15 protein-coding genes are annotated in these 12,169 nt (G+C 36.0%); 1 reads left to right on the top strand and 14 read right to left on the bottom strand.

The window, feature by feature from the left end; genetic code table 11:
- From ABD745_RS05085 to ABD745_RS05075, 3 genes are all read right to left on the bottom strand, one after another.
- Positions 1-532: DUF6705 family protein (locus ABD745_RS05085; RefSeq protein WP_344826209.1), on the bottom strand; the 532-nt coding region annotated here is incomplete at its 3' end.
- A 39-nt stretch (positions 533-571) separates the two neighbouring features.
- Positions 572-1,132 carry a DUF6705 family protein gene (locus tag ABD745_RS05080; RefSeq protein ID WP_344826206.1) on the bottom strand — a complete coding sequence of 187 codons (561 nt, stop codon included), beginning with the start codon at positions 1,130-1,132 and terminating at the stop codon, positions 572-574.
- A gap of 19 nt (positions 1,133-1,151) precedes the next feature.
- Complete coding sequence (locus ABD745_RS05075; RefSeq protein WP_344826203.1) at positions 1,152-2,753, bottom strand: hypothetical protein; 1,602 nt, start codon at positions 2,751-2,753, stop codon at positions 1,152-1,154.
- A gap of 222 nt (positions 2,754-2,975) precedes the next feature.
- Between ABD745_RS05075 and ABD745_RS05070 the strand changes: the two genes are divergently transcribed.
- A complete protein-coding gene (locus ABD745_RS05070; RefSeq protein ID WP_344826200.1) occupies positions 2,976-3,362 on the top strand; it encodes a helix-turn-helix domain-containing protein in 387 nt (128 codons plus the stop codon).
- Here ABD745_RS05070 and ABD745_RS05065 read toward each other — a convergent pair.
- The 11 genes from ABD745_RS05065 to ABD745_RS05015 all read right to left on the bottom strand — a co-directional run bounded on the left by ABD745_RS05065 (position 3,345) and on the right by ABD745_RS05015 (position 11,953).
- Entirely contained in the window at positions 3,345-3,476 is a 132-nt protein-coding gene (locus ABD745_RS05065; protein WP_344826197.1) for a hypothetical protein, read from the bottom strand. The two genes, ABD745_RS05070 and ABD745_RS05065, sit on opposite strands and share 18 nt — an antisense overlap.
- 85 nt (positions 3,477-3,561) lie before the next feature.
- Positions 3,562-4,260: a M17 family peptidase N-terminal domain-containing protein gene (locus tag ABD745_RS05060; protein WP_344826194.1), complete on the bottom strand. Its 699-nt coding sequence runs from the start codon at positions 4,258-4,260 to the stop codon at positions 3,562-3,564.
- A gap of 25 nt (positions 4,261-4,285) precedes the next feature.
- A complete protein-coding gene (locus ABD745_RS05055; protein ID WP_344826191.1) occupies positions 4,286-5,161 on the bottom strand; it encodes a pirin family protein in 876 nt (291 codons plus the stop codon).
- Between the two features lie 480 nt (positions 5,162-5,641).
- A complete protein-coding gene (locus ABD745_RS05050) occupies positions 5,642-6,226 on the bottom strand; it encodes a Crp/Fnr family transcriptional regulator (RefSeq protein WP_344826188.1) in 585 nt (194 codons plus the stop codon).
- Between the two features lie 10 nt (positions 6,227-6,236).
- Positions 6,237-6,548: a hypothetical protein gene (locus ABD745_RS05045; RefSeq protein WP_344826185.1), complete on the bottom strand. Its 312-nt coding sequence runs from the start codon at positions 6,546-6,548 to the stop codon at positions 6,237-6,239.
- 119 nt (positions 6,549-6,667) lie between these two features.
- Complete coding sequence (locus ABD745_RS05040) at positions 6,668-8,278, bottom strand: Na+/H+ antiporter (protein WP_344826182.1); 1,611 nt, start codon at positions 8,276-8,278, stop codon at positions 6,668-6,670.
- Between the two features lie 234 nt (positions 8,279-8,512).
- Complete coding sequence (locus ABD745_RS05035) at positions 8,513-8,860, bottom strand: cupin domain-containing protein (protein WP_344826179.1); 348 nt, start codon at positions 8,858-8,860, stop codon at positions 8,513-8,515.
- Positions 8,861-8,885: 25 nt separating this feature from the next.
- Positions 8,886-9,506 carry an alpha/beta hydrolase gene (locus tag ABD745_RS05030; RefSeq protein ID WP_344826176.1) on the bottom strand — a complete coding sequence of 207 codons (621 nt, stop codon included), beginning with the start codon at positions 9,504-9,506 and terminating at the stop codon, positions 8,886-8,888.
- 4 nt (positions 9,507-9,510) lie between these two features.
- Entirely contained in the window at positions 9,511-10,464 is a 954-nt protein-coding gene (locus ABD745_RS05025; RefSeq protein WP_344826173.1) for a VOC family protein, read from the bottom strand.
- 195 nt (positions 10,465-10,659) lie between these two features.
- The gene (locus ABD745_RS05020; protein WP_344826169.1) at positions 10,660-10,959 is read right to left on the bottom strand and encodes a GNAT family N-acetyltransferase; all 300 of its coding nucleotides are present in this window, start codon (positions 10,957-10,959) and stop codon (positions 10,660-10,662) included.
- 61 nt (positions 10,960-11,020) lie between these two features.
- Positions 11,021-11,953 carry a ring-cleaving dioxygenase gene (locus tag ABD745_RS05015; protein ID WP_344826166.1) on the bottom strand — a complete coding sequence of 311 codons (933 nt, stop codon included), beginning with the start codon at positions 11,951-11,953 and terminating at the stop codon, positions 11,021-11,023.
- Positions 11,954-12,169: the final 216 nt, after the last annotated feature.

Here is a 12,169-nt window from a genome sequence, read left to right as displayed (position 1 = left end):
TCTTAGGAAGATAAATAGTAGTATCAGCTCCATTAGGACAGTTTTTATTGGTTAGAATTACACCTTCCGGTTGATAATTCCACTTGATATGTGTTGCATCTACTAATTTCAAATCAACATCTCCCCAACCATATGTACAATCACCACCATCATATGTAAAAGCCACAAGATTTTCATTAGGAAAAGTTCCACTGCTTTCAATTCCAGATTGAGTTATTGATAAATTCATTGTACTTTTTATTACTCCTCCTTGAGCATTTTTTATACTGTAGCGTATAAATAATACGTCTCTGTAAAATTTGTTTGTAATATAATCAATAAAATGATGATCAATTTTGTCAACTTTAATGGTAATTTCTTTATTGTCGAAAGTAGCTTTCCATATTCCAATAAAAGGTATTAGTTCATTATTAGTATCTTTTAAATAGGTGTTATTTTGAATAGCTGAAAAATTTGTATTTAATGGATAAATCTGTTGTGCTTTACAAGAGAAAGAAAGTAATATAATTGATAATAAAAATATATTTTTCATAATTGTGTAAGTTAAAAAAGCCTCCGAAGAGGCTTATCATTACTGTTTGGTAAATACTAAGTTTGGTGTCTTAGGAAGATAAATAGTAGTATCAGCTCCATTAGGACAGTTTTTATTGGTTAGAATTACACCTTCCGGTTGATAATTCCACTTGATATGTGTTGCATCCACAAATGTCAAATCAACATCTCCCCAACCATATTGACAATCACCTCCTTGATATACAAAAGATACGAGATTTTGATCGGGAAAAGTAATATCACTTTTAATTTTCGCTTCAGTTATTGGCAAATTCAATGTACTTTTTATTATTGTTCCTTGAGCGTTTTTTATACTGTACCGTATAAATAATACATCTTGATAATAGAGATGCATTCCCAGTTTTATGTAATGATGATCAACTTTATCAACTTTAATTGTAATTTCTTTATTGTCAAACGTAGCTTTCCATGTTCCAATAAAAGGCATCAATTCATTATTGAGATCTTTTGAATAGGCGTTATTTGGAAGTGTACGAAAATCTGTATTTAATGGATAAGTTTGTTGTGCTTTACACGAGAAAGACAAAAAAAATATTGATATCAAAAATATATTTTTCATAATAATTTGTTTTAATAAGTTAGCAAGGTATAGGATCTTTTATAGTTCCATCAGAGTTTTGTTCTATGGTAGAAGTACTACTACCGTTTTGTTGTATAAGATTTATTTTTCCTTCAAGTCCCATTTCTTTTATAACATCAAAAAATAGTTTTTGTAATCCTTGTTGAGATAAATCATCACCTTTATGCTTTCCTTCTGCTTTTAATTGTAATTTTAAAATTTTTCCGTAAGCTTCATTCATTTCTGCTTCAAAAGCCTCTTCTTCAGCCTCTGTCATTGGAGGTGGCAGATCTCCACTTCCGCCATTAAAGGTAATAAAATAACTGCCTGATTGAGCGATCATCCCTAAAAATGCATTTCCTGTATTATCGGTAATGCTTCCCGATGGTAAAGTCTGATTTTGTACCTCGGCAAAACTTAAAAAAGTTAGAATATCTTTCGGGGAAAACATATGGGTTCCATTCAGAGTATGGCAGTGGATACCTCCTAAAGAATTTTGGTCAACCAAAAAATCTACATGATGTGCTCCGTTTACAGGTGCAGGAGTTACATTTCCCGATTTATCCTGCTGGAAGCCCATTTCATCTTCCACTGCTGTCAGAGAGAATTGTTTTACAATGTCGATTTTAGGCTTTAACTGTGCATTGTTAACGATACTTTTTATTTTCTCGCAAGGATTATCAAGATCGGGGAGGTCTGTATTTCCACCGCATCCGGGTGCTAATCTGTAAAAAACAGTACCCAGATTTGTTCCACAAGGGTTTGTAGGTACATTAGGTCCAGGGGTGGTTCCACCGCCTCCACAATCGGAGCAGCCTCCCCCGCCACCGCCGCCACCTCCGCCACTAGGTGATGATGGAAAAGGATCATCTGCCGTTCCGATAACTTCGTAAGTACAAAATGTAGTTCCACACTGCGTGCAGCCGTCTTCTGCGTCACAGATATTCCCTCCGCCATGATGTGTACAGTGAAGAGCAATGAAACAGGATTCTATGATCATTAGCTTACCTGTTTCATCAGTAGTAACTGTCGAAGAGGGGGCAAAATTCCTTACCCACATAATTCCATATTCGTCATCCGACTTTTTACCTACAAACAGATCTTTGGGTATTCCTATAAAATGTTCGTTCCCAAATGTTCTGTTGTCCATCTGCATAAAGGTAAGAAACAGATTTTCCCGGTTTTCTTTACTGATATTTTGATCATAGACAATATTTTGAAGCAGGGTATTGTCATAATCTTTTACACCCGTCACCTCGTTTTTGCTGTCTAAAGTTACAAAAAGTATAGAGCTCATTGTTTCATCGTCATAAGAAAGAGGAATCATAAGACCTGTTGCACTTTCTGTATCCACGGTATACATCTTGTCCCAGATGGGCATCCCTTTTTGGTCAGGCATCTGCGAAAGGAAATCCTTGTCTCTGTTGTAGGCTTCCAGAATATCTATATAATCTACTCCGGATTTTGCATTAGCACCTCCTTTTTTAGCATGTGTAAAGAATTCGGAATTATTTCTTTGGGGTACAGTTTCGCCTTTTGCGAAATCTTCATTGTGGCAAGACCAAAGAAAGGTTAGAAAGACTGTCAGTAGAGACAGCCTGAGACTCATTTTTTTTCTCATGTGTTAATAATTTTTTTTCGTGTTAAATATAATTCTTTTTATATATAGATGCAATATTTTGTCTTGGTTGCAAAAGATGTAAAAAAAAATTGATCTATATATGATCACGACAAAACTAAAATATTATTTCACTTCTCCCTACAACTAAAGTTTTAAAATCAACAACAAAAGTTTTAATTTTAAAATACAAAAAACAGTAAATTAGCTGAAAATTATTAGAATATGTCTTTAGGAACTAAACTTCGGGAGCTGAGAACAAGCAAAAACCTTTCACAGATGCAGGTAGCAGTAGAACTTGATGTTTCACAAACTGCTTATGGAAAATGGGAAAGTGACCAAACCAAACCGGGAATAGATAACCTACTGAAAATATCTGAGTTCTATGAAACAGATATTTATAATTTATTGGATCAGAAAGAAGGAAATCATAATTTCAATAATACATATGATAATTCAAATGTAAACAATGCAGTTGAAACAGTAAATTACTACGTTTCAGAAAAACTTGTAGAACAATACGAAGCCCGCATTAAAGATCTTCAAGACCGAAATCAAGAATTAAAAGACCAGATAGAATACTGGAAAAACCAATCACAGGACAGTAAATAATCTTCTGCCTTTCCCGAAACTGTGTTTCACCCTTGTAGCAAGTTTTCGGGAACCTCCGAAAGGTTGTCTCACCCCTGCAACGAACTTTCGGAAAGCTCCGAAAGCTTCCTGCACCCTTGCATGAGGTTTTCGGGAACTTACATAAAAAAGCTCCCTTAAAAAAGAGAGCTCACCAACAATAATTATGAAACGAGGTTCATTAATTCTTTTTAATTTCTGCTATTGCATCCTGAATTCCGCCGCCTGCAATTTCAAAGAATGACGGACCGGCTAAGAGATATACTTTTTCCAATTTCTTTGTATTGGAGAGTTTGTGTTCTTTTAAATAAGTTTCAGAACGGTTTGCCAAGACGATACCTTTTACTACATTTCCGGCTATCAGAGCAGTTGGAGAATCGATTCCGGCATCTTTCAAATCACTTGCAAATGCGAAGTTAGTAACGCCTAATCTCATGGCTTCACGGGCGGCAACTTCACCTACGGAAGTCATCAGTTCGGGAGTGAATTTGTTGCGGTCGCCCAAACCAATTAATAATAATTTTTTCGAAGACAGAGAACCTGCGGGAGGCGTTATTAAAATCGTTTCCAAAGCATGTCCCTGAAATTGTCCGGATTCTCTGATTTTGGTTAATTCGCCCTTCAAAGCATCATCCAAGTGTACCAAACCGTTCAGGTTGGCTGGTAAAGCCTGCGCATTGCGAATGTCATTTTCCGTATATTCGAAAACACAGGCAACCTGAAGTTGGGCATCCGCAGAAGATGGTCCCTGAACTAACCCTATCATCGAAATTCCGTCCACAGAACCCCAGCTTTTTGATGTTCCGACAGGTGTTGTATTTTGAGCAGTTACCATCAATGACAATAACACCGCTACAAATGATAAAATGAAATTTTTCATAGCTTTTAAATTTTAATATTTGAACTTACATCGTCATAGGAACATCCATTAAAAGGATTTCTGTATTTTCTGATGTTGCCTTAATCTGTAAATCTGAAATATCCCAAACTCCAAAACCGTCTCTTTCTTCCAATTTCTGACCTTCGATTTCTGCGCTTCCTTTTATGATAAAAGCATAAACTCCGTTTCCTTTTTTCCTGATCTGATAATTGGTTTCGATATTATTTTCAAAATTTCCCAGATGAAACCATGCATCCTGATGAATCCAGACTCCGTCGTCGTCATCATTGGGAGATAATATCTGCTGGAACCTGTTTTTGCTTTTCGTTTTGTCTAAAGTAATCTGGTCGTATCTTGGAGTTACATTTCTTTTATTAGGATATACCCAGATCTGAAGAAATTTCACTGGTTGATCGCTGTTTTTGTTGAATTCACTATGCATGATTCCCGTTCCTGCGCTCATCACCTGAATATCTCCACTCTTGATGATGGCAGAATTTCCCATGCTGTCTTTATGTTCCAGATCTCCTTCCAACGGAATACTGATGATTTCCATATTGTCGTGAGGATGCGTTCCGAAGCCTCTTCCTGCATCTACTTTATCATCATTTAAGACTCTTAATACACCAAAGTGCATTCTTTCAGGATTATGGTAATTGGCAAAACTGAACGTATGATTGCTCACCAACCAGCCATGATCCGCCTTTCCTCTTGAATCTGCTTTATGAATCACAGAATTGTCCTTAATTTTTGATTCCGGATTGGGTAAATGATTGTATCCGATCGGTTCTAACGGTTCGATTTCATCGATCTCGTTTTTCATCGTGTTGCCCAATGAAGCGGATGCCACAAACATTCCTGTTCCCAATAATCCTTTCTTTAAAAAATCTTTTCTGTCCATATCTGTTAGTTATTTGTTTGATTCTGATAGGACAAATTTAGGGTGATAAGAATTGCTGTGCATTTAACTAGTTTAATAAATTGAGTTTTTTGAAGAAAAATTTTCATTGAAAAGCTTAAGAATTATTCATTTTGAATGGAAAGAAGCAAAGAATCTCTTTTAACGCAAAGGTCGCAAGGTTTTTATTTTAAATTATTCTGCATATTTTCGTTCGCAAAGGCGTTCTACTCAGCAAAGATGATCCACAAAGTTTGTCATTCCGGAGGAATTTAAGCAAAGTTTTTAAAAATGATTCGAGCCTAGATCCCTACGGGATGACAAACTTTGTGGATATTTTTCAATTAAAATTAAAGAAAATGCTTCTTGAAACGGAATGGTTGTAAGATTTCAAGTATTTGACCACCCCGTCAAAAATTCTACGAATTTTCGCCACCCCTCCAGAGGAGGGGAATTTTGTGTATGTTTTATTAATCCTGGAAATTATTTTTCTTTGGAAGCAAGGCGTTTTCGGATGGTGCTTACAAATTCTTTGGAAACACCGAGATAAGAGGCAATGTAATATTGTGGCACTCTTTGAGGAATTGAAGGATAGACTTTTACGAATTCTAAATATCGGTCTGATGCAGATTTTGAAATGGTATTCACCAAACGGTTTTGTAACGTTGAAAGATTTCTCTGCACCAACATTCTGAAAACCCTTTCAAATTTTGGAATCTCTGTCAGTAGTTTTTCTTTTGTGACAGGATTCAGCATATAGATTTCCGAATCTTCCAAGGTTTCGATATATAAATTGGATGGTTTCTGATCCTGAAATGAAGCAATATCACTGATCCACCAGTCTTCGATGGCGAATAAAATGGTCACCTCAAAACCGTTATCATCGAGATAATACACTCTCACACAACCTTTTTGAATATAGCCTTCAAACTGGCAGATCTCACCTTCTCTCAACAAAACCGTTTTCTTCGGAATTGTCTGAAACGTTAATGAATCGGTGAAAAACTTTTCTTCTTTTTCGCTAAGATTGATGAATCGTGTTACATTTTCAATGATATTTTCAGACATAGATTGCAGTTTAAGACTGCAAATTAGGAAAAAGTGCGTAAACTTCGTTCTTTAACAATCCGCTTCCTCCTCCGTAATGGTCGATAACCTTAACTTCTTTATCCAGATTTTCGCAAAAAACTTTAATATCTCTTTCAAATTGCTCCTCTAATCCTGAACTCAAAAGAACAATATCTACCTGATTTTCTTTAATGTATTCGTAACAGAAATTTTCATCACTTTGAATTTCGGCTTTCCAGCCTTCGTTGTTTTCAATAATTCTTTTTAAGGTCTCAATAATTTCTTGATTTTTTCCAATGACCAGAAAGTTTAATGTTTTCATTTTGGTTTTTATTTAATTAATACTTTTAAGCGAAACGTCATGAAGAATCTGTTTTTCTTTTAAGATCCTTCTTTCGTCAGAATGACAAATTTTATGCATATTCTACTTCTTTAATCAAACTACAGATGTTTATTTCCTGTAATTTTTAATTCATTTAAATCCAATTGAGATTCAGCTTTTCTGATTTCGTCATCACTAAACTGATTTTCTCTTTTCATTTTAAACAATTCTTTTCGCTGCATGGCAAAAATATCGATCATAATCTGATGATATTCTTTAAGATCATGCTGTCTGTTGGTACACATTTCCAAGGAACTTAAATGACCTTCCTGGATGGATATATCATTTTCAATCGTATTTTTAAAATTTTCAACCAGGCTGTTGGTATTCAGACTTGATTTATATTTTTCATTCAGTCTGTTCACTGCAAGATTATCCAGTCTGATTTGAATTCCCGCCTGCTGTTCGTGCGATGGTAAAATATTATCTATTTCCCCGATTTTGGTTAATTTAATAATCAAAGGAAGCGTTAAACCCTGAAAAACCAACGTCACAAAAATAACAACGAACGTGATAAAGATGATTAAATTTCTCATCGGAAATTCCGACTGTTCATTCATCATCACGGGAATCGACAAAGCTGTTGCCAGAGAAACCACGCCCCGCATTCCGGCCCAACCGATGATTAAAGGATTTTTCCATCCCGGACTCGGATCTTTCCGAACTTTTTTGCTCAGCCATCTTGGAATATGGGCAACCGGATAAATCCAGAACAGACGGACAATAATTACGATCAGACTGATGATTAAGCCATACTTAATCCCGTTCATCAAAGAAGTTTCACCCAAACCATTGATTATATCAGGAAGCTGAAGTCCGATTAATACAAAAACTAAGGCATTCATCACAAAAATCAACGTATTCCAGACTCCTATCATGTTGATTCTCGTCGTTCCTGTTTTAAAAATCTCATGCGAACGGAAAGACATGAATAATCCGCCACTCACCACTGCCATTACTCCTGAAAAGTGAAAATGTTCGGCAACTAAAAATAAAATATAAGGCGTTATCACCGTTAAAGCCGCATCTATCGCCGGAGTTGTCGGTAAAAACCGGTGAATTGCATAAAAAACATGTGCTCCTGCAATTCCAACTACAACTCCCATTCCTGCTACCAGAAAAAACTGACCTGTTGCCTCCTGCATCGAAAACATTCCTGTCATTACCGCTGCCAAAGCAAATCTGAAAACAATTAATGAGGAAGCATCGTTAATCAAACTTTCGCCTTCCAGCATCGCAATGGTACGTTTTGGAACTTTCAATCCTTTTAAAACCGTCGTTGCTGCGACTGCATCCGGCGGGGAAACAATTCCGCCCAACAAAAATCCCAATGCCAATGTGAATCCGGGAATTATTGCCTGTGAAGCAAAAGCTACTACTAAAGAAGTTAAAAATACTAAACCGAAAGCCATTAATCCGATGGTTCTTTTCCATTTCCAGAAATCATTCCATGAAGTATACCAAGCTGCTTCGTATAAAAGTGGCGGCAGGAAAATCAAAAAGATAATTTCGGGATCAAGCTTCAACACCGGAACTCCCGGAATTAGACTGATTCCCAATCCCGCCAATACCAAAAATATAGGATACGCAATTTTAATCCGTTGCGCCAACATGACAAGCAGCATTACGATGAGTAAAAGTCCCAGTATAAGAAGTAGTTGTTCGTGCATAATTATTATTTTTTCTTTTGTCTTGAAACAAAAGAACCAAAAGTTCAAGACTTGGAAACTTCCGCTAAAAATTAAAATTTAATCCTAAAATCCCAAAAACTTGCGCGAATTTATCATTTGTTCTTCGGTTCTAAATTCTTCTCGCGCTTCGAACAGTGGGAATTTTTTAACGGATTAAATTTAAATTTTCTTAACGCTCCATTTTCCTATGTCGATTAATTCTTCAATTTTAATTTATAAATGAATAAAAAGTGAAGTTCGCTCTTTCTTTTCCAAATTTTTTGTTTTGTGACCTTTTCCTGAAGTGTCTTCTACCAAAAGAATTTCTCCTGTTTTGAATTGTCTTCTGTTGCCAAGTGAAGTTTCTACTTCAATACCTCCATCCAAAAGTACAATATATTGTTTTTGTGGAGCACAATGAAAATCGTAATCATAATCAGCAGAAACTGTTCTGAATTGTAATTTTTTGACGTTGATATCTTCTGACAGAAAGCCTATTTCACCCTGATCTGTCAACGGAATTTCTACATCTTCGAAATGAGATTCACCTTTTTCGTCACTGAATATTTTTGTGATTTTCATAATTGTTTTATCTAAAATCTTTAATCTATTTAAAAACCAATTTATTCGCCAGTTCAATTTCCTCCTGATTGATAGAATGTCCGAAATTGGCATATACTTTTTCCGTTACATCAGCATTCATTTCTTTTAAAATATTGGCTGTTGCATACACTCTTTCCACCGGAACATGAAAATCCGGATTGCTTGTTCCCAAGAAAATCGGAGTCTGGGCAAAATCACCTTTATAATTTTCACGATTAATTTTATCACCGATCACTCCACCGATAATTGCAACTGCACCACCAAATTTCTGAGCATTTCTCGCTAAAAATTCTAAGGTAAGGCAAGCCCCTTGAGAAAATCCGAAAAAGTAAATATTTTCAGCTTTTATTTCAGCATCTAAAGCAGTTTTAACAGTTTTTTCAATGGTTTCAATTGCAGATGACAACCACGGTTCATTTTGCTCAACCGGAGCGATGAAAGAGAAAGGATACCACGTTCCATTTGTTGCTTGAGGAGCCAATAAAGCGTAATCTTCCACATTCAAATGCTGTGACAGGCTCAGAATATCCTGCGCACTTCCACCGCGTCCGTGAATCATTATTAAAGCTTTTTCGGCTTCATTAATCGGTTTTCCTGATTTTTTTATATCTAAAGTATGATTCATTATTTTATCTGTATTTTTCTGTTGGATAATTGATTTTTGGAAGAACTTCATCCAGATGTTCTCTTTTTTCTTCGAACTGTTTTGGCAGGCTTAAATGGTCACCCAAAGAAGCAAATTCTTCGTCTACATCGAATCCCGGACCTGAAGTTGCGATTTCAAACAAAACACCTCCCGGTTCTTTAAAATATACTGAAGTGAAATACTTACGATCCTTCACTTCGGTATGGTCTAAGCCGAATTTGTTTAATTTTTCAACCATTTCAAGTTGAGATTGTGCGTCGGGAGTCGCAAAAGCAACATGGTGAACGGTTCCTCTTCCCGCCAAACCTTTCAAAGCAGTGGGCGTACAAACCAAATCAACATATTTTCCCGGAGCATCTTCTGTCGCAAACCTGAATCTGTCTGAACTTTCGGCAATTAATTGATGATCCATCTGAGTCGTTAAAAGTGCTGCTGTTCTTTCATAAGCATCTAACCAAATTTCTACATGATGAATTCCTTTGATGGCATAATCTTTTGGGATAAAACCATTGTAATAGCCTCTTCTATCATCTTTATCATTAAAAACCAATTCTAATCCCAACCCGTCAAAATCCTCAAGATAAATAAAAACTTCACCCGAAAATCTTTGCTGAGCCTGTTTATAAGGAATATTAAATTGATTCAATCGGTTCAACCAGTAATCCAATGCATCAATAGAGACTGAAAAAGCAGTCGTATTGAGCATTCCTTTTCCGTGTCTTCCATTTACCAGACCTTTTCCATAAGGGAAAGTGGTCATAATCGTTCCCGGAGTTCCGAATTCGTCCCCGAAATAGAAGTGATACACATCGGAATAGTCAAAATTTACCGTCTTTTTTACCAAGCGAAGCCCTAAAACGCCTGTATAAAAGTCTATATTTTCCTGAGCATCGCCTGTGATGGCTGTTACGTGATGAAGTCCTGTGATGAGTGCCATTTTTTAGTTGTTAGTTGATTGTTGTTGTTGTTTTAATGCTACGACGCTTATTTTTTCTGCTTATTTTTCGTTCTCAGAGGCGTTTTTTCGGCAAAAATATATCCCAGCAAAAATTTTTCTGTGCTACTTTCTAATACTTAGCTTAAATCCCTACGGGATGACAAAGTTGATGGTATTTTAATATTTTTCTTTATCTTATTCTCCCTCCTCCTTCAACCAAACATCACTATATTCTTCCGGATTACGTTTGAATTGGGCATGAACATATGGACACAACGCCAGAATTTTCATATCGTTTTCTCTTGCATAGGAAACCAATTTTTCTAATAATATTTTTGCGAAACCTTTTCCGGCGTACTCTTCATTAACTTCTGTATGATAAACGGTTAATTTTTTTCCGATTACCGAAATATCCATTTTCCCGGCTTTTTTATCGTCTGAGAAAAGCTGAATTTCGCCTCTCACGTTTCCTAAAACCACTTTAGTTGTTTCCATTGTTTTATTTTTTTAAATTAATAATTTAAAGGTAAGACCTTTCTAAAAATTGAGTAATGACCTATGATAATTTCGGTAAAACTTCTTCAATTTTTTCACGTAATCCTTCGTGTTGTTTTGGAAGTTTTAAGTTTGTTCCCAATTCGTTCAAAGGCTCATCAACAGTAAATCCCGGATTGTCGGTTGCTATTTCGAACAAAACTCCGCCCGGTTCACGGAAATACAATGAATAGAAATAATCTCTGTCGATTTTCGGAGTGATATTCAATCCTGCAGACATTACTTTTTCACGGAATTCCATTAAAACGTTGTCATCTTTTACTCGGAATGCAACGTGGTGATTGGTTCCTGCAGCATTTCTTCCTGCTGTAATGTTATCATTTTCGATGATGTCAACAAGGTTTGCTGTTTCAATGGCGTCAGTTGCAAAACGGTATCTTTCTCCTTCCTGTTTTTGTAAATCGTAACCAAAAATATCGGTTAACACTTTGATTGTCGGGTCTGCTTTTTTCAACGTTAAAGTGATATTGTGGAAACCTTTCAATGCATTTTCGTCTTTAATTTCATCGGTTGTCCAGACTTTTCTGTCATCCGGAGTTGATGATTCGATGAACTGTAACTGTAAACCATCAGGATCTTTAAACGAGATCAGTTTTTCGCCAAAAATTTCACCTTCTTCGACATTTACATTGAATTGCTGTAATCTGTTTTTCCAGAATTCCAAGCTTCCTTTTGGAACTGAATATCCGATGTGAGTTGCCAAACCGGAACCGTTTGCTCCTTTCCCGATTCCTTCCCAAGGAAAGAAAGTAAGGATCGTTCCCGGAGTTCCTTCTTCGTTTCCGAAATAAAAATGGAAGGTTCCCGGATCGTCAAAATTTACTGTTTTCTTCACCAATCTTACTCCCAAAACCTGGGTATAAAAATCTAAATTTCTTTTTGCATTGTCTGCGATTGCTGTAATGTGGTGCAATCCTAAAATTCTATTTCCCATTTTGTTATTTGTTTAATTTTGATATGACAAATTTATGGTGATTCGAAATCCTGTGCATTTAACTAGTTTAATAAATACCGTTTTCTGCAAAAAAGTGTAAAACGTTCAGTTTGTCATTCAGAACAAAGCGAAGTAAAGAATCTTTTTTTAACACAAGGTTCATGAGGTTTGCTTTAATGATATAGAAATATTATTGAGGACGTTTTTAGCATGACA

The organism is Chryseobacterium ginsenosidimutans (assembly GCF_039536845.1).
GTDB lineage: Bacteria > Bacteroidota > Bacteroidia > Flavobacteriales > Weeksellaceae > Chryseobacterium > Chryseobacterium ginsenosidimutans_B.
This window is presented reverse-complemented; position numbering and strand designations above follow the sequence as displayed.